This window comes from Rubrivivax benzoatilyticus JA2 = ATCC BAA-35 (assembly GCF_000190375.1).
Taxonomy (GTDB): domain Bacteria; phylum Pseudomonadota; class Gammaproteobacteria; order Burkholderiales; family Burkholderiaceae_C; genus Rubrivivax; species Rubrivivax benzoatilyticus.
The window spans coordinates 1-24,290 of sequence record NZ_AEWG01000024.1; the positions used below are offsets into that span (position 1 = coordinate 1).

Annotated in this window: 18 protein-coding genes and 1 pseudogene; 6 read left to right on the forward strand and 13 right to left on the reverse strand. The window is 69.4% G+C overall.

Going from position 1 to position 24,290, the window contains the following annotated elements; translation table 11 throughout:
• The 8 genes from RBXJA2T_RS20650 to RBXJA2T_RS02285 all read right to left on the reverse strand — a co-directional run.
• A partial coding sequence (locus RBXJA2T_RS20650; protein ID WP_206026790.1) for a hypothetical protein occupies nt 1-465 on the reverse strand: 465 nt, incomplete at its 3' end.
• A 12-nt stretch (nt 466-477) separates the two neighbouring features.
• Nucleotides 478-1,299, reverse strand: a complete 822-nt coding sequence (locus RBXJA2T_RS20010) for a hypothetical protein (protein WP_138938756.1) — start codon at nt 1,297-1,299, stop codon at nt 478-480.
• A gap of 6 nt (nt 1,300-1,305) precedes the next feature.
• A complete protein-coding gene (locus RBXJA2T_RS02260; RefSeq protein WP_009855693.1) occupies nt 1,306-1,800 on the reverse strand; it encodes a hypothetical protein in 495 nt (164 codons plus the stop codon).
• A gap of 58 nt (nt 1,801-1,858) precedes the next feature.
• Nucleotides 1,859-3,004, reverse strand: coding sequence for a restriction endonuclease subunit S domain-containing protein (locus tag RBXJA2T_RS02265; RefSeq protein WP_009855694.1), 1,146 nt, complete (start codon nt 3,002-3,004; stop codon nt 1,859-1,861).
• 148 nt (nt 3,005-3,152) lie between these two features.
• A complete protein-coding gene (locus RBXJA2T_RS02270) occupies nt 3,153-4,994 on the reverse strand; it encodes a class I SAM-dependent DNA methyltransferase (RefSeq protein ID WP_009855695.1) in 1,842 nt (613 codons plus the stop codon).
• Nucleotides 4,995-5,024: 30 nt separating this feature from the next.
• Nucleotides 5,025-7,451: an EcoAI/FtnUII family type I restriction enzme subunit R gene (hsdR, locus tag RBXJA2T_RS02275; protein WP_009855696.1), complete on the reverse strand. Its 2,427-nt coding sequence runs from the start codon at nt 7,449-7,451 to the stop codon at nt 5,025-5,027.
• Nucleotides 7,452-7,465: 14 nt separating this feature from the next.
• Complete coding sequence (locus RBXJA2T_RS02280) at nt 7,466-7,855, reverse strand: type II toxin-antitoxin system RelE/ParE family toxin (RefSeq protein WP_009855697.1); 390 nt, start codon at nt 7,853-7,855, stop codon at nt 7,466-7,468.
• Nucleotides 7,848-8,177: a type II toxin-antitoxin system Phd/YefM family antitoxin gene (locus RBXJA2T_RS02285; protein ID WP_009855698.1), complete on the reverse strand. Its 330-nt coding sequence runs from the start codon at nt 8,175-8,177 to the stop codon at nt 7,848-7,850. The genes RBXJA2T_RS02280 and RBXJA2T_RS02285 overlap by 8 nt, the downstream gene beginning before the upstream one ends.
• 181 nt (nt 8,178-8,358) lie before the next feature.
• On the opposite strand from RBXJA2T_RS02285, the gene RBXJA2T_RS02290 reads away from it, so the two are divergent.
• The 3 genes from RBXJA2T_RS02290 to RBXJA2T_RS02300 all read left to right on the forward strand — a co-directional run bounded on the left by RBXJA2T_RS02290 (nt 8,359) and on the right by RBXJA2T_RS02300 (nt 10,779).
• Nucleotides 8,359-8,844, forward strand: coding sequence for a nucleotidyl transferase AbiEii/AbiGii toxin family protein (locus RBXJA2T_RS02290; protein WP_259372413.1), 486 nt, complete (start codon nt 8,359-8,361; stop codon nt 8,842-8,844).
• A 475-nt stretch (nt 8,845-9,319) separates the two neighbouring features.
• Entirely contained in the window at nt 9,320-9,931 is a 612-nt protein-coding gene (locus tag RBXJA2T_RS02295) for a type IV toxin-antitoxin system AbiEi family antitoxin domain-containing protein (RefSeq protein ID WP_029718450.1), read from the forward strand.
• Nucleotides 9,928-10,779, forward strand: a complete 852-nt coding sequence (locus RBXJA2T_RS02300) for a nucleotidyl transferase AbiEii/AbiGii toxin family protein (protein ID WP_009855701.1) — start codon at nt 9,928-9,930, stop codon at nt 10,777-10,779. Before RBXJA2T_RS02295 ends, RBXJA2T_RS02300 begins: the two co-directional genes overlap by 4 nt.
• 356 nt (nt 10,780-11,135) lie before the next feature.
• Here RBXJA2T_RS02300 and RBXJA2T_RS02305 read toward each other — a convergent pair whose 3' ends face one another.
• From RBXJA2T_RS02305 to RBXJA2T_RS02320, 4 genes are all read right to left on the reverse strand, one after another.
• Nucleotides 11,136-13,280, reverse strand: coding sequence for a putative bifunctional diguanylate cyclase/phosphodiesterase (locus RBXJA2T_RS02305; RefSeq protein ID WP_009855702.1), 2,145 nt, complete (start codon nt 13,278-13,280; stop codon nt 11,136-11,138).
• 179 nt (nt 13,281-13,459) lie between these two features.
• Complete coding sequence (locus tag RBXJA2T_RS02310; protein WP_009855703.1) at nt 13,460-14,341, reverse strand: alpha/beta hydrolase; 882 nt, start codon at nt 14,339-14,341, stop codon at nt 13,460-13,462.
• A 188-nt stretch (nt 14,342-14,529) separates the two neighbouring features.
• Nucleotides 14,530-16,224 carry a cation:proton antiporter gene (locus RBXJA2T_RS02315; protein WP_009855704.1) on the reverse strand — a complete coding sequence of 565 codons (1,695 nt, stop codon included), beginning with the start codon at nt 16,222-16,224 and terminating at the stop codon, nt 14,530-14,532.
• A gap of 59 nt (nt 16,225-16,283) precedes the next feature.
• A complete protein-coding gene (locus RBXJA2T_RS02320; protein ID WP_009855705.1) occupies nt 16,284-16,904 on the reverse strand; it encodes a TetR family transcriptional regulator in 621 nt (206 codons plus the stop codon).
• A gap of 133 nt (nt 16,905-17,037) precedes the next feature.
• Between RBXJA2T_RS02320 and RBXJA2T_RS02325 the strand changes: the two genes are divergently transcribed.
• The 3 genes and pseudogenes from RBXJA2T_RS02325 to RBXJA2T_RS02335 all read left to right on the forward strand — a co-directional run bounded on the left by RBXJA2T_RS02325 (nt 17,038) and on the right by RBXJA2T_RS02335 (nt 22,879).
• Complete coding sequence (locus RBXJA2T_RS02325) at nt 17,038-18,267, forward strand: efflux RND transporter periplasmic adaptor subunit (protein WP_009855706.1); 1,230 nt, start codon at nt 17,038-17,040, stop codon at nt 18,265-18,267.
• An 11-nt stretch (nt 18,268-18,278) separates the two neighbouring features.
• Nucleotides 18,279-21,446: pseudogene (locus tag RBXJA2T_RS02330) on the forward strand (efflux RND transporter permease subunit).
• Nucleotides 21,446-22,879 (forward strand): efflux transporter outer membrane subunit, encoded by a 1,434-nt coding sequence (locus tag RBXJA2T_RS02335; protein WP_009855707.1) that lies wholly within the window; start codon nt 21,446-21,448, stop codon nt 22,877-22,879. The pseudogene RBXJA2T_RS02330 and the gene RBXJA2T_RS02335 overlap by 1 nt, the downstream one beginning before the upstream one ends.
• Before the next feature lie 262 nt (nt 22,880-23,141).
• Here the strand turns inward: RBXJA2T_RS02335 and tssA are convergent, their stop codons facing one another.
• Entirely contained in the window at nt 23,142-24,266 is a 1,125-nt protein-coding gene (gene tssA, locus RBXJA2T_RS02340) for a type VI secretion system protein TssA (protein ID WP_009855708.1), read from the reverse strand.
• Nucleotides 24,267-24,290: the final 24 nt, after the last annotated feature.

Sequence of the window (24,290 nt, forward strand, 5' to 3'; positions counted from 1 at the left end):
GCGGCCGCCTGCCGTCCTTGATCGAAGCTGATCGCGATAGGCATCCGACACCTGCCTGAGTCGCCACGACGCTACTCGGAGTTGATGTGAGACTCTTCGGGCGATATCCCAGAGCCCCGAGTCCTCGATCTTGGCGCCGGCGTGGCCGATCTGAGCCCATTTGTCGGCCTCGTCTTGGCATGGCCAGACGGTGTCTGGCCAAGGATGGAACGAGCGCCAGTTGGCCGGTGCCGCCATCTGCAAGTCGCGTGGGCTGGAGATGAAGTCAACGCCGATAGGCGCCAGGTCAAGCGCCTTGAGGTCGGCATACAAGGACGGATAGGTCCTTACCGTCGAGCGGATTCTTCTACCGCCAACCAGAGCAGGCTCGAACTCCAGTAGTGGATCGAAGCCATTGAAGGCTCGACATCCGCCAGGAAAGTGAACTGTTCGCGCGGCGAGCCAGCCTGGTGCGATGCCATTCATATAGTGACTCCGTCAGGCGCCCCGGCTGGGTGGGCGAACTCGCCTTGGTCCTCGCGCCAGCAGCCCAACTCTTGCTGTGCGTGGTCCGGCAGGTCTTGTCTGCGCCTCGGCTTCTTGCTGTTCAGTCTTGACGGTTGCCTTCCTTGCCTGCTGAACGGCCAATGCCAACCGGGCGGATGCGTTTGCCACCTTGCCTCCGGCGACTATCGCAGTACATAGGAAGAACAGCCATCGAAGGTGCCGGTTTCTGGTGTTTGCGGAGACCTCGGGCTCAAGTCGCGCCTGTTCCGCCTTCAGAGCGATCAAGGTAGGCACCACGCACTCGTTCGCGATGGCCACGGTCTTCATCGGAGCCTCCTGTGGCTCGACACCAGAGAGCGGCACGTCGGGATATGCGACGCAGTAAGACGCGGGAGGGGCCTCACAGGTCCGACTTGTGGGGGAGTACTGTCGGACTCCTTCGCTGATCTTCCTGACCGGACACCGGAGCAAGTTGTACTCGTGCAGCTCCTGTCTCAGCTTCTGCATCGCCGCAGCGTCAGGCTTTGCCCGATCCTCGCCGTATATGACGCTCGCGTCATCAGGGCCAAACTGCGCGTAGAGCTTGTCGCCATAGTGCGCGTACTGCGCAAGACTCCACTGCGACCTGTGTGCCCACTGGCAGGCTGTGGGCAGCGCGACCTGCCCAGAATCGCATTCAGACTCCAACCTCTGAACTTGCTTCAAGAGATAGGCACTGGCTGCTTGCGATGTTGCTGCGCTGTCGCGAAGTTGCTCACGTGTCTGCGTCGCATCGAGATCTGTGACGAAGAACAGTCCGGCGGAAATCGCCATGGCGTATCAGAACTGGTCGTACCCGTGGCGGAAGCGATCGTCGAGGGCAAAGGTCTTCGTCGCGAGGATGACCGCAGTCCAGCCACTGCTCAGCGAAATCGCAAGCAGAGCGAACATGCCCCAGGGACTGCCCAGCACACCTGAGCCAACGTTGTAGGACCTCGGCAACCAGTGGATTTCTGGCCACCAACCAAGCGCGGACAGCAACCCTGGAAGTCCGAGCACTGCGACGGCGATCCAAACGCCGCGCCACCCTGCAAGGGAACGAAGTGCGACGAGAAAGAGCCCGAGGAGCACGCACGAGAACGCCAGGACACCGAGAAGCGGAAGGGCCACCGCCTGGCTGGCGTTCCAGTAGCTATCGACAATCTGGCCCGCCGTGTTTCGCACCAGGTAGTTGCTGCCGTGAACCCTCAAGCCCTCCAGGGTCTGCTGCAGGTTGTACGCAGCGCCCAAGATGAACGCGAGGTAGGGTTGAACGAAGCTGGCGATCAAGTTCATCGGCGTTGTGTCAGGTAGACGGGCGAAGCGCCGCGCGACGCTTGTCCAGGTTCAGTGTCTACTGCGGCTCCGTGAAGATGCGCTCCAGCGTCGCCGGCAGCAGCGCCGCATTGGCTTGGCGGATTGCGTCGTGTCTTTCCTTGAGCGGGCTCATGCGCCTAAGGACTTCAACGATGCGCCGCTGATCGTCCAGCGACGGCATCGTCATCTCGATGTTCAGGAACTGCTCTGGTCGTGTGCGCTCCCGGCGCGCACCTACGCCGCGAGTGGCGTCCTGCAGCTTCTGCCAGAACCACTGGGTTCGGACGATTTCGCCCAAGTACTCGCTGTGGGCTCGGTCGGGCCTGCAGCGAAAGGTGCGGTACTCGGGGGAGACGAACCACCCAGCCAAATCGGCCGGGCATCGTGCAAGGGCGCCTTCCCAGCCCTTGACCTGGCTGAGCACGATGGCCCCCTCGTAGAGCTTGTGAAACGCGCGGTAAGTGGTGTCCGTGCCGCTGATCGCTGCTTTGGCGAACAGCCCTCCGCCGAAGCCCCGCACGCCCACCTGGGGATAGGTGCCGGCCGGTGTGATCGGCTCGTCCACTTCGTGCAGATCCATCACGTCGCCTAGCCGCACCGAGCGCCCGGCCGCGTGTTGGTGATGCAGGCTCAACAGCAGGTCGGCTGACGCCGCATCTGCGGCATCCAGATGCGCTTCGACTTGCCGAATCTTGTCGGTTAGAGCATCCAGGCTGGCCGCGATGGCGTGCTGATGAGACAGTGGAGGAAGCGCGATTTCCTGGGCGAGGAACCGTTCCTCCTTGATGCGAACGCGGTTAGTTGTGCCTTCGCTGGCCGACCTGCAGAGTTCAACGAATGGTGCTGATCGGACTAGCCAACCAATGAAGGCTGGGTTGCACCTGCCTGGATCGCGAAACTCGAACGAAGGAAAGTCGTTGCTGACGATGGCACCATCCAATTCGGGCGGCACCATGCCAATGGCGCCGTTGCGTGCGTCGATCTTGGACAGGATCAGCTGGTTGTGGCGCACCACGTTGCGGGCGGACACCACGTCACTGCCGCGGACCTTCCCCCGACTAACGATCCCCTTTCCCCAAAGCTTGATCGTGACTTCGTGGTATTCGACGGCTGCGTCAATCTCGGCGGGCTCGTCCGAGCGTCTAAGCAAATCGCCAATAGAGACCTTGGGCCAAGCTGTCATTGGCCAGCCTCCGCGTCGCCTCTAGCCAACCGCCGCGCCTCCAGTTCCTTCCGCGTCTGCTCCGACTCAGCCACCAGCAGGCTGCCCTTGCTGGTGCGCAGGATCAGGCCTCCCGGCGAGTGGGCGCCCGCCGAAGTTCGCGCACGAGTCATACCTGCACCTCGTTCACCAAAGCCTCAATCTCGCCCAACAGGCGCATCACCTCGGCTTCATGCTCACGCATCGAAGCGATCAGGTCCTTTGGATCGGCATGTTCCAGCTCGGACTTGGCATGGGGGTTCTTCAGGTCCAGGTTGTAGATGGGCCAGTACAGGGCATCGCCCTCGGCCTGTGCGGCCTTGGCAGCCTGCTCCTGCACCTGCTGTTCGGCCTTGGCAGCGCGCTGTCTGTCCTGCAGCTTGGCCTTGCGCGCGCTGTCCGCCTGTGCGGCGATGTCTTGCTCGAGCTCACGCACGGTCTTAGCCTGGGCCATCGCTGCGGCTCGCGCCGCTTCGGCGCGCTGCCAGTGCGGGGTGGCAGCTTCGACGGCGGCTGCTCGCTTGGCGGCGAAGTCCACCTTCCAGGCCTGGGGGCCTTCCTCGCGTGCGGTCCACCAGGCCTGGGCCGCGGTGAACTCTTCAAACTGCAGGGGCGCTGTCTTGCTGTACTTCTTGCGCCCCTCCGGCAGCGGCAACTCGTAGTACCAGATGGTGTCGGTGGGGCCTCCGCGCTCGAAGAACAGCAGGTTGGCCGGGATGTCGGTGTACGGCGCGAACACGCCTTGCGGCAGCTTCACGATGGTGTGCAGCCGGAACTCCTTCAACATCTCCTGCTTGATGACGGCACAGATGCCATCGCCGAACAGCGTGCCGTTCGGCACCACCACGGCTGCACGCCCACCACGGGCGGCGGCCTTGCCACCGGCCACCGGGGCGCCGGCCACGCGCAGCTTGCGCATGATGTATTGCAGGAACAGCAGCGCCGTTTCGGCCGTCTGCATGTTGGGCGGGAAGTTGTTCTTGATGCCGGCCTCTTCCTCGCCACCGAAGGGTGGGTTGGTGAGGATCACGTCCACGCGCTCGCTGTGGCCGATTTCGTTGATCCGCCGCTCCAGGGTGTTGCCGTAGGCGATCTGCGGCGCCTCCAGCCCATGCAGCAGCAGGTTCATTTGGGCCAGCATGTAGGGCAGCGGCTTGGCCTCTTGCCCAAACAGAGAACTCCGCTGCAGTGTGCGCCGCTGGTCCGGGTTCTTCACCTGGCCGGCCATGTGGTGGAAGGCCTCGACCAGAAAGCCGCCCGTGCCGCAGGCTGGGTCCAGCACGGTCTCGCCCAGTTGCGGGTCCATCGCCTGCACCATGAACCGCACGACAGGGCGTGGCGTGTAGAACTCGCCCGAGTCGCCTGCCGCATCGCGCATCTCTCGCAGCATGGACTCGTACAGGTGCGAGAGGGTGTGGATCTCTTCGCTGGCGCTGAAGTGGATGCCGTTGATCTTGTTGAGGATGTCGCGCAGCAGGTAGCCGCTCACCATCCGGTTCTGCACGCCCTTGAAGACGTTGGCGATGACCTCGCGCTGACTGCCCTTGGCGCCACGGCTGCCGAGGCTGCGGAGGTAGGCGAACAAGCCTGGGCCTGCGCTTCCATCTGCGCGGCGGGTCTGTTCCTGGCCGATGAAGGCCAGCAGCTCGTCGCCGCTGATGCCATCCTCGCGGGCGGCCCAGTCGCGCCAGCGGTACGGCGCTTCGATGATGGGCTCGTAGCGCTTGCCGTCCAGCTCGGCTTCTTCCTCGTGGACGATCTCCAGGTCATCCAGGAACTTCAGGAACATCACCCAGGTCAGCAAGGGCAGGCGGTCGGCATCGCCATTGAGGCCCTTGTCCTTGCGCAGGATCTTGCGGGCCGTGCCGATCAGGGCCGACAGGTTCTCTCGGGTGGTGAGGGGCGCCTTGGCGGTTTTGCGCGGCGCGCGGGTCTTCTTCTCTGCTGGGGCAGCGGTGCTGGCTTTGGCCATCGAATCGAGTTCTCGGGAATGGGGCAGGGACTACTGGTAGAGCGCGCCTTGCAGGCGAGCCACGGCGTCTTTCATGCCGCGCACGCCGCCGAAGTGGCGCAGGGCGATTTCGGAGGGGCTGCCGTAGCGGTCGAAGGGCTGGACCTTCATCAGCTCGGACAGCGCGTTGAACTGGAGGATGCCGCGCTCGATGTAGCGATCCAGCAGCAGCGTCAGGATTTCGCGGGCCGTGTCGCTGTACTGGCCGAACAGGTCTTGGGCCTGGCGCCGGGCCGCCTCAGCGCGTTGACGACGGGTCAGCAGCGGCGCGTTCCAGGCTAGGTGGCACAGCAGGTCGAAGGGGTCGGCGTCGGGTTGCTCGCTGCTGGAGGCCAGCTCTTCAAAGCTGATGCCGCGCTCGGTGAGCTCACGCAGCACCTCGCTGCGGGTGTCGGGGTCAGCCCAGGCTGATTGCAAGGCCTCGCGGGTAGGGTACAGCGTGCGTACCGCCCGCCCGGAGTACTCGGTGTACTTCACCACCTGGAGCTTCTTGCCATCGGTGTCCAGGTCGTAGACCAGATGCCCGATGACCTCGACCTCGCCGCCGTCGATGTAGAACTTGCGAGGCTCGTCTGTAGGCTCGTTGATGACGATACCCGTGCCGGGGCCGATCTGCTCTTCTGGCAGTTCGTACTCGGGCGGTACGGCGTCGTCGGCTTGCTCGGGTTCCGTCTCGGGCACGACTTCAACGAGGGACACCTGCTCGCCGGCCTCGTCCACCGCCACTTCTTCGATGCGTGCCGGTTCGCCGTCGAAGTCCGGGTCGGCAAAGTGCCGGGTGGCCGTCCCGGTGAAATCGATGATGTTGAAGTATTCCTTGCCGTAGTCCACTTTCAGCCGGGTGCCTCGGCCGACGATCTGCTTGAACTCCGACCGGGAGCCGACCACGCGGGCCAGCACCACGTTTTTCACCATCTCGGCGTCCACGCCCGTGGTCAACAACTGCGAGGTGGTCAGGATCACTGGCGTCGGCTTGTCCACGTCCTGGAAGTTGGCCAGGTGGGTCAGGCCGACGGTGCCTTCGTCGGCCGTGACGCGGCAGACGTAGTCCGGGTACTGCTGGACAAGGTCGCTGTTGAGGTTGACCAGCTCCTGCCGCATCTCGGCCGCGTGCTCCTGGTCCACGCAGAAGACGATGGTCTTGGCAAAGCGGTCGGTACCCTTCAGGAACTCGGTAAGGTGCCTGGCCATGGCCTTGGTGCGCGCCCGTAGGGCCACCACGCGCTCGAAGTCCTTGGTCTGGTATTCGTCGTCGGGTACCTCGCGGCCAAACCGATCGAGTTCGTCCTTGCTCGGCCGCCAACCCGCCGCGTCCACGGTCGTGATGACGCGGTGGACGCGATACGGCGCCAGGAAGCCGTCTTCGATGCCTTGCCGAAGGCTGTACGTGTAAATCGGATTGCCGAAGTACTCGTAGGTGTCGCGCGATTCCTCGCGCAGCGGCGTGGCGGTCATGCCGAACTGAACTGCCGGCTCGAAGTAGTCGAGCACGGCGCGCCAGGCGCTCTCGTCACGGCTGGAGCCGCGGTGGCACTCGTCGATGACGATGAGGTCGAAGAAGTCCGGGCGGTACTGGCGGAACACGTCGGCGCTGGCCGTGGTCAACGCCTGGTAAATGCCGAAGTACATGTCGCGGCCCTGGCTGACATCCCCGCCCGCGATCTTGTGCCGCGCGTCCCCGAACGGCGCAAACATCTTGGCCATCGGGTCGTCCACCAGGATGTTGCGATCCGCCAGGAACAGGATCTTTGGTCGGCGGTACTCGCCCGTTCGGTTCCAGCGACTGTTCCATAGCGTCCAGCAGATTTGGAACGCCACACAGGTCTTGCCGGTGCCCGTGGCCAATGTGGCGAGGATGCGCTTCTGGCCAAGAAGGATGGCCTCGACAACGCGATGAATCGTGATCTGCTGGTAGTAGCGCGGTACCTTGCCCGAGGCCAGGTTGAAGGGTTCCAGGAGGTGCGGCGCCGCTGCGGGCGGCAGGTTCGCGCCGGCGCTCAACCGGGCGAACAGTTCATCCGGCGCGGCATAGCGGTTGACCTCGCGCTCGGTGCCGGCCAGGTAGTCGATCTCGATGATCCGATGGCCGTTGGTGGCGTAGGCGAACTTGAGCCCCAGGGCCTCGGCGTACTCGCGGGCCTGCTGCACGCCTGTTTCGGCGGGTAGGCTGGCCTCCTTGGCCTCGACCACGGCCAAGGGGAAGTCGCGGCGGTAGAAGAGGATGTAGTCGGCCCGGCGCTGCTTGCCGCGCCTGACCTTGCCGCCTGCCACGAAGATGCGGCCGTTGGTGAACGTGCGTTGCTCGCCGATGGCGAAGGGCGAACTGGCCCACCCGGCCTGGACGATCTTCGGGGTGACCAATTCCCGGCAGGTATCTGCCTCCGTCATTAAGCTGCTATTCGACTGCTCCCGAGTCATTGCAGACTTTCCTCTTATTTGCCGCTATTTGGCCACAGGCGAGCGAAGTCAAACGAAAGCTGGCGGTGGTGTCGGATGGACAGCAGATAGACCGTCGCATTGGCATCCGTGGCCGTGTAGAGCATCAGGTAGTCGCCGTGCAGGTACTCGCGCAACGCACCGGCTGCGCCGGCCGGCAGCGCGGCGAGCTGGGCCAGGGCCTCCGCAGACTGCGGCGGGTTGTCCAAGTAGCGCCGGCCAATGCGAGGGAACCGGGCCAGGTTGGGGAAGACTGTGGCGCGCAGTTCAGCCAGCAGGTTGTCGAAGGCAAAGGCCGCGTCGGCTTCGGTCAGGAATGCCTCGATGGCGTCCAGCCGCTCCAGGAAGCTCGCGGTCAGTTCGACCCGGTACAGATCCTCAGCCACGCTTCTTGGCAGTCTTGCCTGCTGTCTTTGCAACTGCGGCGCGGCGCTGCTGAAGCTGGGCAATGGTGGCATCTGCCCCAAAGGTGCGGCCGGCCTCGATGTCGGCGAGGCCGCGCTTGGCGTCGTCGATCAGCAGCAGGTGGATGCGCTCGCGCTCCAGGCGGTGGTAGTAGTCCAGCCGGTCAGCGTCGATGAGGGCGACGTAGCTCTCACCGTTCTTGGTGATGATCTTCTCGGCACCGGCCTTAGCCTGGTCGGCCAGCTCGGACAGGTTGGCGCGGGCCTGGGTGAACGGCACCACGTCGCTGGCGGAAAAGCCCATGGCCGGCTCCTTGGTTGGGTAGATGACAGAATCCTGTGCAGTCTACTCCAGCGCCCAGGGGCTTGTGCCGGCCCAGCCGGTCGGTTGGTCAGCGCTGATCAAAGATGGCGACTGTCGCCGCCGATCCAGGCCACGGGCGCGCCCGTCTGGCTGTTGATGAGCCACCACGCAGGCTTGCCCAGTGGTCGGGTTCACGCCCGGCCGGTGTTCAAGGCTGCCACCGCTGACCGTCACGGTCTCGAAGCTGTCGTCCAACCGCCACGCCAGCCAGAACGGAGTACACGACGTAGGCCCACGCCTGCCTGCCGCCACCCTGCGTGTCTATCCGAAGGCCAGCGTCGTGGCCGAGAAACTGCACGCCATCTGCCTGCTCGGCTTGGTCAACAGCCGGATGAAGGACTACTTCGACCTCGACCTGCTGCTGCAGGCCGGCGAGATCGAGCCCGCTGAACTGCGGCGCGCGGTGGCCGCAACGTTCCAGCGTCGCCTGACCCCGCTGCCCACAGAACTGCCGACCGGGCTCAGCGAGGCTTTCGCGGCCGATGCCGGCAAGCGCACCCAGTGGGCCGCTTTCCTGCGCAAGAACAAGTTGCCTGCCCGCGATCTCGCCGATGTCGTCGGACGGATCCGCGAACGGGCGGCGGAGATCGGCATCCCTGGATCGTGACGGCTTCCGTGTGTCGGGACCCGGGCGATCTCTGCACCCTTGTCTGCCGGTGCCGGCTATCGGATTGAGGCGTGTTCAGGCTGCTAACGCGCTTGGGTCCTCCCAGGGAGCAAGCCTGCTCTTCGAGGCGGCTGCGGTTAGCAGAATCCGCGCTAAGCCGTTGATGCAAAAGGATCTCTCCACTGCTTTGGGAGCAGTGGGTCGCACGTTCGAATCGTGTCACCCCGACCAGATGAATCAACGACTTGGACGCGTGCGTGGCACGGCGAACGTCCAGGTCGTTTTTCATTTCAGGTGCTGGTGACCGTTTGACGGAGTCTGCCCAGGTGGTCGCAGGGTCTGGAACGCAATCTGTTGGCTGCAGGCGATCCCGCTGCTCGACTGAGATCGCGTGTGGTGAGGTTGGGGCGTTGGTGGTGTTCTGTTTTGTATGAGAAATTTTGAAAAATCATATTTTCCAGAACATACTGGTGCCATGGCGGCATCGCTCTCCCAGGAATCGCAAGTCCTTCGCCTTGCCCGCGACCGCGGTCTGCTGCGCCCGCGTGACCTCACGGCCCGGGGGCTGCCGGCGGTCGTGCTCACGCGTCTCGTGCAGGCCGGTCGCCTTCAAAGACATGCTCGCGGCCTCTATGGCCTGCCGGGTGTGCCGATCGGCGAGCACCGCTCGCTGGCCGAGGTCGCGCTGCGGGTGCCCAAGGGCGTGGTCTGCCTGCTGTCGGCGCTGCGGGTGCACGAAATCGGCACCCAGGCACCGTTCGAGGTGTGGCTGGCCGTGCCGCACAACGTGCGCGCGCCGCGCCTGGACCAGCCCAGCGTGCGCATCGTGCGCATGAATGACGCGGCGCTCGCCTTGGGTGTCGTGCACATCGACGTCGATGGCGTCGCGGTGCCGGTGTTCGACGCCGCACGCACGGTCGTCGACTGCTTCCGCTTTCGAAACAAGATCGGCCTGGACGTCGCACTGGAGGCGCTGCGCGACGGCTGGCGCCAGCGCAAGTTCACGCTCGACGAACTCTGGCGCCATGCGCAGGAGCGCCGCGCGGCCGCGGTGATGCGGCCCTACATCGAGTCGATCACGGCATGAGCGCCAACCGCGCCGCGGCTATCCGCGCGCGGCTCAAGCAGATTGCCGACGCATCGAAGGAGGACTTCAACCTCGTCCTCACGCGCTACGGCATCGAGCGGCTGCTCTATCGCCTGGCCACCTCGGAGCACGGGCCGCGGTTCGTGCTCAAGGGGGCGCTGCTGTTCGCACTCTGGTACGGCCAGCCGCACCGGCCCACGCGTGACGCCGACCTGCTGGGATTCGGGCCCGACGACCCGGAGCAACTGGCCGAGGTGTTCCGCTCGCTCTGCGCCGTGGAGGTCGATGACGGGATCGTGTTCGACGCCGGGTCGGTGCGCGTCGGCGTCATCCGGGAGGACACGCGCTACGGCGGCGTGCGCGTCGAACTGCGCGCGACGCTGGATGCCGCACGCATCACGCTGCAGGTCGACGTCGGCTACGGCGACGCCGTGACCCCGGCCCCGACGCCCGTCCTGTACCCGGGCCTGATGCCCGATCTGCCTGCCGCCACGCTGCGCGTCTATCCGAAGGCCAGCGTCGTCGCCGAGAAGCTGCACGCCATCTGCCTGCTCGGCATGGTCAACAGCCGGATGAAGGACTACTTCGACCTCGACCTGCTGCTGCAGGCCGGCGAGATCGAGCCCGCTGAACTGCGGCGCGCGGTGGTGGCAACGTTCGAGCGTCGTCTGATGCCGCTGCCGACGGAACCGCCGATCGGGCTCAGTGACGCCTTCGCCGCAGATGCCGGCAAGCGCACCCAGTGGGCCGCCTTCCTGCGCAAGAACAGGTTGCCGGCCCGCGATCTTGCCGATGTCGTCGGACGGATCCGCGAGCGGGCGGCCGGGATCGGCATCCCGGGATCGTGACGGCTGCCGTGTGTCGGGAACCGGGCGATCTCTGCGCCCTGTTCGCCGGTGCCGGCTATCGGATCGAGGCGTGTTCAGACGGCTGACGCGGCCCGGTCTTCCCAGGGAGCAAGCCTGCTCTTCGAGGCCGCTGCGGTTGGCAGAATCCGCGCCAAGCCGTTGATTCAAAAGGATCTCGCCACTGCGTTGGCCGCAGCGGGTCGCACGTTCGAATCGTGTCACCCCGACCAGATGAATCAACGACTTGGACGCGTGCGTGGCGCGGCGAACGTCCAGGTCGTTCTTGCTTCCGGTGCCGGAGCTTCGAAGCGGGACGTCTCGGGCGCCGCGAGCGCTTCGGGCCGCGCCCGGCCGCCTCAGGGCACCGACGGCACCTCGTCGGCACGCGCCGCTCGCACGCCCTGCTCGAAGGCCGTGATCCACGGCAGCACCGCCTCGGCCGGCATCGGCCGGGCGATGAGGTAGCCCTGCAGCAGGTCGCAGCCCATCCTGGCCAGCAGACGGCGCTGGGCGGCCGTTTCCACGCCTTCGGCGACGACCTCCATGCGCAGCGCGTGCGCCAGCTGCACGATCGACCCGAGCACTGCGCGGGCGTCGGCGTCCTGCTCGAGATCGGCGACGAAGCTGCGGTCGATCTTCAGCTGGCGTGCCGGGATGTTGCGGAGATGGGCCAGGCTGGAGTAGCCGGTGCCGAAGTCGTCGATCGAGACGTACACGCCGAGCGCCGCGATGGCGTCGAGCACGCCGCGTTCGGGGCCCAGGTTCTCCATCATCGCCGTCTCGGTGATCTCGCAGACCAGGCTGGACGGCTGCAGCCCGTGGCGCTGCAGGGCCTGGGCGATGCGCTCGGGCAGATCGGTCTGGCGCAGCTGGTGCGGCGAGAGGTTGATCGCGACTCGACACGCGTGGCCCTGGGCCTGCCACTGCGCCAGCTGCGCGCAGGCGGCCTCGAGCACCCAGTGGCCGATCGTGCCGATGAGGCCGAAACGTTCGGCCAGCGGCACGAAGACCGCGGGGCTGACCAGGCCGCGCTCCGGGTGGTGCCAGCGCAGCAGTGCCTCCAGCCCGTGCACCGCGGCGCCGTTGGCGCGGATCTTGGGCTGGTAGAACAGCGCCAGCTCGCCGAGCTCGATCGCGCGGCGCAGCGCCTGCTGCAGCACCAGCTGCTCGGAGGCGTCGCCGGACATGGCCGACTCGTAGACCGTGAAACAACCGCCGCCGGCACGCTTGGCCGCGTCCATCGCGGCATTGGCGCAGCCCAGCAGGCGCTGGCCGGAGTCGTCGTGGTCCGGGTACAGCGCGATGCCGACCGAGCACGACAGCGACACCGGCTGGCCGCCGAGCGTGAACGGGGGGCGGAAACCGTCGACGACACGCTGCGCCAGCGCCACCGCGGCGGCCTCGGCGTCGCGCGCCTCGACCATCGCGACGAACTCGTCGGCGCCGAGCCGGGCGAAGGTGTCGGCGTCGCGTTTCACGCCGCGCAGGCGCCGGCCGATCTCGCGCAGCACGGCGTCGCCGGCTTCATGGCCGAACGAGTCGTTGACCGGCTTGAACCCGTCGACGTTGGCGAACAGCACCGCCAGCCGCTCGCCGCGCCGGCGCGGTGCCGCGTCGCGGGACACCCGGGCGAGCGCGTGCTGCAGGCGGTCCTCGAACAGCACGCGGTTGGGCAGGCCGGTCAGCGGGTCTTCCAGCGCCTTGCGGCGCAGCGTGTCCTGGGCCGCGTCCAGCGAGCGCAGCAGCCGGGCCTCGCGCGCCCGTGCCAGCGTGTCGGACACCGACAGCGCCAGCGTGCCGCCGAGCAGCAGCACGCTGACCACGCTCACCAGCATGGCCAGCGGCGCGCCGCCCAGCGCGTCGGCACTCAGGCAGATGGCCCCCTGCGGCAGCTGCGCCGCGGCCATGCCGCAGTAGTGCATGCCGCCGATGGCCAGCCCCATCACCAGCGCCGAGGCCAGCTGCAGGCGCAGACGCTGCGGGCCCTGGTGGCGGCGCAGGACGAAGAAGATCGACAGCGCCACCGCCGACGCCAGCCAGGCGATCAGCATCGAGGCGCCGACGAGCCGGATGTCCCAGACGATGCCGGGCACGATGTCCAGCGCGCCCATGCCGAGGTAGTGCATGGCGCCGATGCCCGCAGCCATGCAGGCGCTGCCGGCCGCCAGCGTGGCCGGCGTCAGCCGGTCGCGGGTCGCCAGCCCGAGCGCGATCGCCGAAGCGGCGACGGCGGCGACCCAGCTCGCCAGCGTCAGGTCCCGCTGGTAGCCCAGCGGGATGCCGGCGTCGAAGCCCAGCATGCCGATGAAGTGCATGGCCCAGATGCCGGTGCCCAGCGCCAGCGAGCCCGCGGCCCACCAGCTGCGGCGATGGCGGGCCGCGGCCGAGCCGAGCCGGCGCGCGAGGTCCAGCGCGACATAGGACGCGAGCACGGCGACGGCGAGCGAGGTCGCGACGAGCAGCGGATCGTGTCGGGTGAGCAGAAAGGGAGCTGGCGGCATCGGCCTCGAATAGGCGCCGGGCACGGCACTGGCAGTCGGGCCCAGCGGTCGTGCGCTGCCGGGACGGCAGGTCGACTTGGGATTTCTGTGATTCTGGACTGTTGCCGCGATCCTTGCTCGGCGCGGGCCGGTCGGAGTTCACACCCGCCGGGCCGGCGAGCGGCCTGCACGACTGCGCCTCAGGACAGCCCGAGCGACTTCATGAAGGCTTCCACCTGCTCGGTGTAGCGCGCGTCGCGGCCCAGCTCGGCGTTGATGCCGCCGTGGTTCAGGTCGACCGGCAGCACCTGCACGCGCGCCCCGGCGGCCTGCGCCTTGGCGGCGAAGCGTTCGGCCTGGCCGCAGCTGTCCTGGCGCCGCGACGAGCACACCAGCAGCATCGGCCGCGGCGTGCCGGCCAGGCGGTGGTAGGGCGAGTTGTCGCGCCAGACCGCCGGGTCGCGGCCGAAGACGCGGTCGTAGAAGCGGTAGTGCCGGCCTTCCATGATCTGCACGACGTCCAGCGCGGCGCTGTCGAGCGCGACGGTGCCGGCCCAGGGCCGGGCGCCGCGGCGCTCGGCGATGGCCGGGTCGGCGGCCAGCAGCGCGGCGAGGTGGGCGCCGGCCGAGTGGCCCATCAGCAGCACGCGGTCGCCGTCGCCGCCCCAGCCGGCGGCGCGGCGCTGCACGAAGGCCAGTGCGCGGGCGACGTCGTCGGCCTGCTGCAGCGGGTCGGGCGCGCGGCGGTCCATGCGGTAGTTGGTCGAGGCGACGATCCAGCCGCGCGGCAGCCAGCGCGCCACCTTGGCCGCGGCGACGGCGCGGTTGGCCTTGTCGCCGACCATCCAGGCGCCGCCGTGCACCATCAGCAGGATCGGTCGGCGCCCGCCGTCGCCGGCGGGGATGAAGACGTCGAGTTTTTGCGCCGGGTCGTCGCCGTAGGCGAGGTCGAGCTCGGACCGTGCACCGGGCGGCAGCACGACCGAGCCCCGGCCGTCGTCGTCACGCTCGAACTCGCCTTCGCCGTCGTCCTGGCCGCGCATGCGGCGCACCAGCCCCCAGGAGGCCTGCCCCTTCGGCATGGGCGCCACCGGCCAGCGTGGCCAGCAGCAGGGCGAGCGCGCCGCGGCGGGCCGGCAGGGCAGGGCGCACGGGCGGGACGGAACGGCGGCGGTCGGTCATCGCGGCGGCGTGTCGGGTGGCGGACGGCCGGATTCTTGCCGAGCCGTCGGTGACGCCGTGCCGCTGCCCGCGTAAAGAAGCGTTGCCTTCAGGCCGGCCCGGTGCCGTGCCAGCGGGCGACGGCATGGGCGGCGATCGCACGCGCGAGCTCGGCCTCGGCGACGAAGACCCGCGCCACGCCGGCGGTCTGCAGCAGCGCGTCGGCGTCGGCGCCGGCCGAGCGCGCGACGATCTCGATGCCCGGGCGCAGCGCCAGCGCGGTCTCGGCGACGCGGCGCACGTCGAAGGTGTCGGGCGTCGCGACGACGAGCACGCTGGCGCGCGAGACGTGGGCCTGGACCAGCACCAGCGGCTCGGCGGCGTCGCCCCAGACGGCATGCACGCCGGCTTCGCGCAGGGCCTCCACGCGCTCGCGGTTCTGGTCGACGACGACGAAGGGCACGGCCGCCTGGCGCAGCGCGTCGGTCACCGCGCGGCCGACGCGGCCGTGGCCGACGACGACGACCAGGCCTTCGAGCCGGCGCGTGTCGACGTGATCGGGCAGCGCCGCCAGCGGGTCCTCGCGGGCCTCGAAGCGGCGCAGCGCCGGCGAGCGCTCGCGCAGCCAGGCCATCGCCGGCTCGATCGCGGCGAACAGCAGCGGGTTGGCGGCGATCGAGATCAGCGCCCCCGCCAGCACCAGGCTGTTGCCCTCGGCCGGCAGCACGCCCAGCGTGACGCCGAGGCCGGCGAGGATGAACGAGAACTCGCCGATCTGCGCCAGGCTGGCGCCGACCGTCATCGCGCTGCCCAGCGGGTAGCGGAAGGCCAGCACCAGGGCGATCGCGGCGAAGGTCTTGCCCAGCATCACGATGGCGACGACGGCCAGCACGCGCAGCGGCTCGGCCAGCAGGATCGCCGGGTCGAACAGCATGCCCACCGAGACGAAGAACAGCACCGAGAAGGCGTCGCGCAGCGGCAGCGACTCGTCGGCGGCGCGGCGTGCGAACTCCGACTCGCGCATCATCATCCCGGCGAAGAAGGCGCCGAGCGCGAACGAGACGTCGAACAGCTTGGCCGAGCCCCAGGCGACGCCGACCGCGGCGGCGACCACGCACAGCGTGAACAGCTCGCGCGAGTTGCTGCGCGCGGCCAGCCACAGCAGCCCGGGCAGCACGCGGCGCCCCACCAGCAGCATCAGCGCGATGAAGCCGCCGACCTTGGCGGCCGTCCACAGCAGCGTCTCGCCGAGCTCCTCGCCCACCGGCGCCTGGCCGTCCAGCAGCGCCGCCACCGGCGGCAGCAGCACCAGCGCCAGCACCATCACCAGGTCCTCGACGACCAGCCAGCCGATCGCGATGCGGCCGTTGACGGTGTCGATCTGGCCGCGCGCCTCCAGCGCACGCAGCAGCACCACGGTGCTGGCCACCGACAGCGCCAGCCCGAAGACGAAGGCCGCCGCCGGCCGCCAGCCCCAGAAGCTCGCGGTGGCCATGCCCAGCGCGGTGGCGACGGCGATCTGCAGGATCGCGCCGGGCACCGCGATGCGGCGCACCGCCAGCAGGTCGGCGAGCGAGAAGTGCAGCCCGACGCCGAACATCAGCAGCATCACGCCGATCTCGGCGAGCTGGCCCGCGAGCGCGACGTCGGCGACGAAGCCGGGCGTCGCCGGGCTGATGGCGATGCCCGCCAGCAGGTAGCCCACCAGCGGCGGCATCTTCAGACGCGCCGCGAGGTAGCCGAACACGAGGGCCAGGCCGAACCCCGCGGCGATCGTCGCGATCAGCGAGGTCTCGTGCGGCATCGGCCGAGTCTATCGACAGCCTCGCCGTTTGCCCGCCGTATCGCGGCGGCCGAGGGGCTTCAGGCCGGCGTCTGCAGACCGCGGAAGTAGGCGTCGAGCAGCGCCTCGCCGCTGACGACGAGGTCGAAGGAGCCCGGGTCGAGCATCCAGTTCTGCAGCAGCCCGTCGACGAGTGCGTGCAGGCCGCTGGCCGCGGCGGCGGCGGGAAGGGCCAGGCGGATCTGGCCCGCGGCCTGGGCCCGCTCGAAGATCGAGGCCAGGTGGCCGATGCGGTCGACCAGGCAGGCGATGCGGCGCTCGCGCACGCCCTGCATCTCGTCGACGTACTCGACCTTGTGCAGCGCGATCTCCAGCACCCGCCGCGCCTGCTCGTCCTCGACGGCCGCGCGCAGCGCGCCCATCGTCGCCAGCCGCACCTGGGCCAGCGGGTCGGCGACGGCCGGGTCGCCGGCGCGCAGCATCTCGGTCTCCAGCGGCAGCACGACGCGGTCCATCATGGCCTCGAAGAGCGCGGCCTTGTCGCGGAAGTGCCAGTAGATGGCGCCGCGCGTGACGCCGGCGGCACGCGCGATGTCCTCCAGCGAGGTGCCGGACACCCCGCGTTGCTGGAACTCTTGCTCGGCGGCGTCGAGGATGCGCTCGCGCGTCGCCTCGGCTTCCTCCTTGGTGCGTCGGGCCATCTCTTCAGGCTGTCTTAAACATACATCCACGATTGTATGTATAGTTCCGCGCTTTGGTCACGGGGTTGACGCACGGCCCCGCGCCATTCGGGGTAGTGTCCGCCCCGGTTCGCGAACAAGAAAGGTTCTCCGCATGTCCTCGATGCGTCGTGACGTGAAGTCGCCGGGCCGCGTGCTCGCATGGCCGCTGCTGCTGGCCGTCCCCGCCGCCGTGATGCTGGCCGCCTGCTCCAAGCAGGACCCGGCCCAGGCCGGCGGCCAGGCGCCGCCGCCGCCAGAAGTCGGCATCGTCACCGCGGCGGTGCAGACGGTCCCCGTCGTGAACGAGCTGCCCGGGCGCACCGAGGCCTCGCGCGTGGCGCAGGTGCGTGCGCGTGCCGCCGGCATCCTCGTCGAGCGCCGCTTCACCGAAGGCAGCGACGTCAAGGCCGGCCAGGTGCTGTTCCGCATCGATCCGGCGCCGTACGAGGCGTCGCTGGCCAGCGCCCGCGCCCAGCTCGCGCGCGCCGAGGCCTCGCTGACCCAGGCGCGCGCCCAGGCCCAGCGTTTCGAGCCGCTGGTCAAGGCCAACGCCATCAGCCAGCAGGACTACATCGACGCCGTCGCCGCGGCCAAGGCCGCCGAGGCCGACGTCGCCGCCGCGCAGGCCGCGGTGCAGACGGCCAGCATCAACTTCGGCTACGCCACCGTCACCTCGCCGATCTCCGGCCGCGTCGGCCGCGCGCTGGTCACCGAGGGCGCGCTCGTCGGCCAGGGCGAGGCCACGCAGCTGGCCGTCGTGCAGCAGATCGACCCGATGTACGTCAACTTCACGCAGCCGGTGGCCGACGTGATGCGGCTGCGCCAGGCGATCGCCGCGGGCAAGTTCAAGAGTGTCGGCGGTGCCGTGCCGGTGCGTGTCGTGCTCGACGACGGCAGCGTGCACCCGACGCCCGGCAAGCTGCTGTTCTCCGACCTGACGGTCGACGAGACCACCGGCCAGATCACGCTGCGCGCCGAGCTGCCCAACCCGAAGGGCACGCTGCTGCCGGGCATGTACGTGCGCGTGCGCCTGGAGCAGGCGGCCGCGTCGGACGCGATCCTCGTGCCGCAGCAGGCGGTGACACGCGGCAACCAGGGCGACACGGTGCTGGTCGTCGGCGACGACGGCAAGTTCGCGCCGCGCCCGGTGAAGATCGCCGGCGGCCGCGACGGCCAGTGGGTCGTGCTCGAGGGCCTCGCCGCGGGTGACAAGATCATCGTCGACGGTTTCCAGAAGCTGCGCGGCGCGACCGCCGTCAAGCCGGTGCCGTGGAGCCCCGTGGCCTCGCAGCCGGCGGCCGCGGCGTCGGCGGCTTCGGCGCCGGCCTCGGCGGCCAAGTGAGGGGCGTCTAGATGGCACGTTTCTTCATCGACCGCCCCGTCTTCGCGTGGGTGATCGCGCTGTTCGTCATCGTCTTCGGCGGTGTCGCGATCACCCAGCTGCCGGTGGCCCAGTACCCCTCGGTCGCGCCGCCGTCGATCGTCGTGCAGACCGCCTACCCGGGCGCCTTGGCGCAGACGCTGGAAGACAGCGTGCTGAGCGTCATCGAGCGCGAGATGAACGGCTCGCCGGGCCTGATCTACATGGAGTCGGTCGCGCAGGCCGACGGCAGCGGCTCGATCACGCTGAGCTTCGAGCCGGGCACCGACCCCGACCTGGCCCAGGTCGACGTGCAGAACCGCCTGAGCCGCGCCACGCCGCGGCTGCCGCAGGCGGTGACGCAGCAGGGCGTGCGCGTCGACAAGTCGCGCTCGAACTTCCTGCTGTTCACGATCCTGTCCTCCGAGAACCCGGCCTACGACCCGGTGGCGCTGGGCGACTACGCGGCGCGCAACGTCGTGCCCGAGCTGCAACGCGTGCCCGGTGTCGGCCAGGTGCAGCTGTTCGGCACCGAACGCGCGATGCGCATCTGGATCGACCCGGCCAAGCTCGTCGGCTACAAGCTGTCGACGGCCGACGTCAACGCGGCGATCCAGGCGCAGAACGCGCAGGTCGCCTCGGGCACGATCGGTGACCGGCCGAACGTGCCGGGCCAGCCGATCTTCGCCACCGTCGTCGTCGACGGCCAGCTCAAGACCGTCGAGCAGTTCGGCAACATCGTGCTGCGCGCCAACGCCGACGGCTCGACCGTGCGGCTGAAGGACGTCGCGCGTGTCGAACTCGGCGCCCAGGCCTACGCCACGCAGGCGCGCTTGAACGGCAAGGCCTCGACCGGCATCGGCGTGCAGCTGTCGCCGTCGGGCAACGCGATGGCCACCGCCAAGGCGGTCAAGGAGCGGCTGGACGAGCTCTCGCGCTACTTCCCGCAGGGCGTGAAGGCGACGATCCCGTACGACAGCTCCAAGTTCGTCGACATCTCGATCAAGCAGGTCGTCGAGACGCTGATCGAGGCGGTGATCCTGGTGTTCCTCGTGATGTACCTGTTCCTGCAGAACATCCGCTACACGATCATCCCGACGCTCGTGGTGCCGGTGTCGCTGCTGGGCACGTTCGCGGTGCTGCTGGGGCTGGGCTTCTCGATCAACGTGCTGACGATGTTCGGCATGGTGCTGGTCATCGGCATCGTCGTCGACGACGCGATCGTCGTCATCTAGAACGTCGAGCGCATCATGAGCACCGAGGGGCTGTCGCCACGCGCGGCCACGCGCAAGGCGATGGGCCAGATCTCGGGCGCCATCGTCGGTGTCACCGTCGTGCTGGTCTCGGTGTTCGTGCCGCTGGCCTTCTTCAGCGGCGCCGTCGGCAACATCTACCGCCAGTTCTCGGCGGTGATGGTGGCCTCGATCCTGTTCTCGGCCTTCATGGCGCTGTCGTTCACGCCGGCGCTGTGCGCGACCTTCCTGAAGCCCGTCGAAGCCGGCCACCACATGGAGAAGGGCGGCTTCTTCGGCTGGTTCAACCGCACGTTCGCGCGCACCGCGCGCGGCTACGAGGGCCGCGTGGCCTGGGTGCTGCGCCGCGGCGGACGCATGCTGATCATCTACGCCGCGATCGGCGGCGCGCTGGCGCTGCTGATGGCGCGGCTGCCGACCTCGTTCCTGCCGAACGAGGACCAGGGCACGCTGATCGTCAACGTGCAGCTGCCCCCGGGCGCGACCACCGAGCGCACCAGCGCGGTGATGAGCCAGGTCGAGGACTTCATGCTCAAGCAGCCCGAGGTCTCGAGCATGGTCAGCGTGATGGGCTTCAGCTTCTCGGGCAGCGGCCAGAACGCGGCGCTGGGCTTCGTCACGCTGAAGGACTGGGACGAGCGTGACCTGCACACCGGCTCGGCGCAGGCGCTGGTCGGCCGGGCGTTCGGCGCGCTCTCGCAGATCCGCGACGCCTTCATCTTCCCGGTGAGCCCGCCGCCGATCCCCGAGCTGGGCTCGGCCAGCGGCTTCGCGTTCCGGCTGCAGGACCGCGGCGGCAACGGCCACGAGGCGCTGCTGGCAGCGCGCAACCAGCTGCTGTTCATGGCCTCGCAGAGCAAGGTGCTCGCCGGCGTGCGCCCCGAAGGCCTGGAAGACGCGCCGCAGCTCAAGCTCAACATCGACCGCGAGAAGGCGGCGGCGCTGGGCGTGGGCTTCTCGGCGATCAACACCGCGCTGTCGACCTCGCTCGGCTCGTCCTACGTCAACGACTTCCCGAACGCCGGCCGCATGCAGCGTGTCGTCGTCCAGGCCGATGCGCCGGCGCGCATGCAGCCCGAGGATCTGCTGCGCATCAACGCGCTGAACTCGTCGGGCAAGCCGGTGCCGCTGTCGGCGTTCACGACGACCGAGTGGGTCACCGGCCCGATGCAGACGGTGCGCTACAACGGCTATCCGGCGATGCGCATCGCCGGCGCGGCCGCGCCGGGCTACAGCACCGGCGACGCGCTGGCCGAGATGGAGCGGCTGGCCGGCCAGCTGCCGCCGGGCTTCGCCTTCGAGTGGACCGGCACCTCGCGCGAGGAGAAGCTCTCGGGCTCGACGGCGACGATCCTGTTCGCGTTCTCGCTGCTGGCGGTGTTCCTCTGCCTGGCGGCGCTGTACGAGAGCTGGTCGATCCCGCTGTCGGTGATCCTCGTGGTGCCGCTGGGCGTCGTCGGCGTCGCGCTGGCGACGCTGCTGCGCGGCTTCGAGAACGACGTGTACTTCAAGGTCGGCCTGATCACGATCATCGGCCTGTCGGCGAAGAACGCGGTGCTGATCATCGAGTTCGCGAAGGACCTGCACGCGCAGGGCAAGAGCCTGGTCGAGTCGGCGCTGGAGGCCGCGCACCTGCGCTTCCGCCCGATCATCATGACCTCGATGGCCTTCATCCTGGGCGTGCTGCCGCTGGCGATCTCCAGCGGCGCGGGCTCGGCGAGCCAGAACTCGATCGGCACCGGCGTGATGGGCGGCATGCTCACCGCCACCGTGCTGTCGGTGTTCTTCACGCCGCTGTTCTTCGTGCTGGTGCGCAAGATGTTCAAGGGCAGCGAACGACAACGGCGCATGTACGCGCACGAGGCGGCCGAGGGCGAAGCCCCGGCGGCCGGCGAGGAGAAGAAGTGATGGCCGCGCGTCGTATCTTTCCGGGCCTGACGCTGGTCGCCGCGGCGGTGCTCGCCGGCTGCGGCACGCTGGCGCCCGACTACCAGCGCCCGGCCGCCCCGGTGGCCGGCGCCTTCCCCGAGGCCGGCGGCACGACGGCGCCCGGCGCCGTCGCCGCAGCCGACCTGCCCTGGCAGCAGTTCTTCCGCGACGAACGCCTGAAGCGCCTGGTCGGCATCGCGCTGGCCAACAACCGCGACCTGCGTGTCGCCGTGCTCAACATCGAGCAGGCGCGGGCGCAGTACGGCGTGCAGCGCGCCGATCTGTTCCCGACGCTCGGCGTCGGCGTCAGCGGCAACCGCGTGTCCACCGACTCCGGCATCAACAGCACCTACCAGGCCGGCCTGGCGGTGTCGAGCTACGAGCTGGACCTGTTCGGCCGCGTGCGCAGCCTGAACAACGCCGCGCTGGCCAGCTACCTGGCCACCGAGGAGGCGCGCAAGGCAGTGCAGATCGGCCTGATCGCGTCGGTGGCCAACGGCTACCTGGCGCTGCAGGCCGACGACGAGCTGCTGCGCGTGACACGCGAAACGCTCGCCACGCGCGCCGAGTCGCTGAAGCTGACGCAGCTGCGCTTCGACGTCGGCGCCTCGTCGCAGCTCGACCTGCGCCAGGCGCAGTCGCTGTACGAGGCGGCGCGTGCAACGCACGCCCAGTTGCTGCGCCAGCGCGCCCAGGACGAGAACGCGCTCGTGCTGCTGCTCGGCCAGCCGCTGCCGGGCGACCTGCCGGCGGCGCTGCCGCTGTCGGAGCAGGCGGCGCTGCCCGAGCTGCCCGCCGGGCTGCCGTCGCAGGTGCTGACGCGCCGGCCCGACGTGCTGCAGGCCGAGCAGCAGCTGATCGCGGCCAACGCCCGCATCGGCGCCGCGCGTGCCGCGTTCTTCCCGCAGATCACGCTGACGGCCACCGCCGGCAGCGCGAGCAGCGAGCTGAGCGGCCTGTTCAAGGGCGGCAGCACCGGCTGGACCTTCGCGCCGCAGTTGCTGATGCCGATCTTCGATGCCGGCCGCAACCGCGCCAACCTCGACTCGGCCAACGCCGGGCGCGACATCGCCGTCGCGCAGTACGACAAGGCAGTGCAGGCGGCGTTCCGCGAGGTCGCCGACGCGCTGGCCGGCCGGGCGACGCTGGGCGAGCAGCTTGCCGCGCTGCAGGCCCAGGTGAAGGCCGAGCAGGGCCGCGTCGAGCTGGCCGAGCTGCGTTACCGCAACGGCGCGGCCAGCTACCTCGACCTGCTGGACGCGCAGCGTTCGCTGTTCGCGGCGCAGCAGAGCGAGGTCCAGGTGCGTGCGCTGCAGGCGCAGAACCTGGTCACGCTGTACCGCGTGCTGGGCGGCGGCTGGCGCGAGGCCGACGCCACCACGGCGGCGCCGGCGGCCAGCGCGCCGCGCTGAGCCGGTGGCGGGGCGCCGGGAGGCGCCCTGCCACCGGACTCGTGGCCGCATCACCGATTCGGCTGTCCACGGGTCGCAGACCTGCGACAGGCCGGCGCCAGGCTGCAGCCGCAGCGGCCCGTCGCCGCGGCCGCCGCGGCCCTCGCCGCGGGATGCCGACCGGCATCGGCCGCAGCAAGGGGCTGCTGCGACTGCTCCGGCCGTCCCGGCCATCCCTGCAACTCCGGTCGTCCCAGCCGTCCCAGCCGCTCTTCAGGCGGTTTCAGCGCGCCTCGTGCCCGGGGTCCGCGCCGCGGCTGACGCCGAGCGTCGTTTCCAGGCGTGCCAGCGCCTGCTCGTCGGCCAGCACCTCGCGCAGCCAGGCGTGCAGCGCCAGCCCGGCCCAGCGCGCCGCCTTGTCGGCGAGATAGGCCGCCGGGTTGTGCGGCTCGGTGCGGTGCAGGTACTCGGCGATCTGGCGCAACTGGGCGATCGCCTGGTCCCGGCCCTGCGGCTCGCCGCTCTCCGGCCGGTGCCATGCTCCGGCCGGGTCGTCGTCCGGGACGGCCGGCCGCGGCGCCGCGGCTGACGAAGGGCTCTCCGGAAGGGTCTGGCCGCCGGTCGATCCACCGCCCGGCGGGTGCGCGGGGCGGACGACATCGGGCACCGCCAGGCCGCCGTCGCGGGCAAAACGCGCCCAGGTGGCCGCGGCCTGTTCCAGCGCGTCGGTGGCGGCGTCGAACGAGGGGCAGTCCGCCTGCAACTGCGTGTCGCACACGGCCTGCAGCCGCGACAGCGCCTCGCGGGCGCGCCGCAGCGCGGCAGCGGGGCCGTGCGCGGCCTGGTCCACGCCGGTGGCCAGCGCCTGGTTCAGCTCCTTCTGCACGGCGCCGTCTGCGCCGTCGGGGTTGTCCGCCGAGAGGGCTGCGCGCCGGCGCAGCAGTTCCAGCTCGCCGATGCCCAGCCCTCGGCGCCCCAGACGCAGCACTGGCGCGGTGCCGGCCAGGCGCACCACCCGCGACAGCCACCAGCCCAGCGCCGCGGCGCGCGGTTCGGTGTCGCCGTCGACGATGCGCGGATGCAGCTCGGCGCCGAAACGCTCGCACAGGGCCGCGGCGAGCTCCAGCCCGTCGGCCAGGCCAGCGGGGCCCTGCAGCCGGGCCGAGGCTTCGCCCCACCAGCCGGCCAGCCGCAGGTCCTTGCTGCGCGTGGCCAGCAGGGCGGCGCACTCGCGTTGCACGGCGTCCCAGTCGGCCTGGCGCGGCGGGGTGCGCCACGCGCCCTGGGCCAGCGTGGCATCGTCCTCCTCGCGCCAGCGCGCGATGGCCTCGAACTCGGGCCCGAGCGCGAGGTCGCTTCCGGTTCCGGTTTCGCCGGGCAGCGGGGCCAGGAGGTCTGCTGGGGTCATGGGCGGGGCTCCCGGGGGCGTGGC

Bases quoted from the DNA above. Each gene is read 5' to 3' on its own strand.
- RBXJA2T_RS20010 (WP_138938756.1), bottom strand. From the start codon at position 1,299: ATGGCGATTTCCGCCGGACTGTTCTTCGTCACAGATCTCGATGCGACG.
- RBXJA2T_RS02260 (WP_009855693.1), bottom strand. From the start codon at position 1,800: ATGAACTTGATCGCCAGCTTCGTTCAACCCTACCTCGCGTTCATCTTG.
- RBXJA2T_RS02265 (WP_009855694.1), bottom strand. From the start codon at position 3,004: ATGACAGCTTGGCCCAAGGTCTCTATTGGCGATTTGCTTAGACGCTCG.
- RBXJA2T_RS02270 (WP_009855695.1), bottom strand. From the start codon at position 4,994: ATGGCCAAAGCCAGCACCGCTGCCCCAGCAGAGAAGAAGACCCGCGCG.
- hsdR (WP_009855696.1), bottom strand. From the start codon at position 7,451: ATGACTCGGGAGCAGTCGAATAGCAGCTTAATGACGGAGGCAGATACC.
- RBXJA2T_RS02285 (WP_009855698.1), bottom strand. From the start codon at position 8,177: ATGGGCTTTTCCGCCAGCGACGTGGTGCCGTTCACCCAGGCCCGCGCC.
- RBXJA2T_RS02295 (WP_029718450.1), top strand. From the start codon at position 9,320: ATGGCGGCATCGCTCTCCCAGGAATCGCAAGTCCTTCGCCTTGCCCGC.
- RBXJA2T_RS02300 (WP_009855701.1), top strand. From the start codon at position 9,928: ATGAGCGCCAACCGCGCCGCGGCTATCCGCGCGCGGCTCAAGCAGATT.
- RBXJA2T_RS02305 (WP_009855702.1), bottom strand. From the start codon at position 13,280: ATGCCGCCAGCTCCCTTTCTGCTCACCCGACACGATCCGCTGCTCGTC.
- RBXJA2T_RS02310 (WP_009855703.1), bottom strand. From the start codon at position 14,341: ATGCCGAAGGGGCAGGCCTCCTGGGGGCTGGTGCGCCGCATGCGCGGC.
- RBXJA2T_RS02315 (WP_009855704.1), bottom strand. From the start codon at position 16,224: ATGCCGCACGAGACCTCGCTGATCGCGACGATCGCCGCGGGGTTCGGC.
- RBXJA2T_RS02320 (WP_009855705.1), bottom strand. From the start codon at position 16,904: ATGGCCCGACGCACCAAGGAGGAAGCCGAGGCGACGCGCGAGCGCATC.
- RBXJA2T_RS02325 (WP_009855706.1), top strand. From the start codon at position 17,038: ATGTCCTCGATGCGTCGTGACGTGAAGTCGCCGGGCCGCGTGCTCGCA.
- RBXJA2T_RS02335 (WP_009855707.1), top strand. From the start codon at position 21,446: ATGGCCGCGCGTCGTATCTTTCCGGGCCTGACGCTGGTCGCCGCGGCG.
- tssA (WP_009855708.1), bottom strand. From the start codon at position 24,266: ATGACCCCAGCAGACCTCCTGGCCCCGCTGCCCGGCGAAACCGGAACC.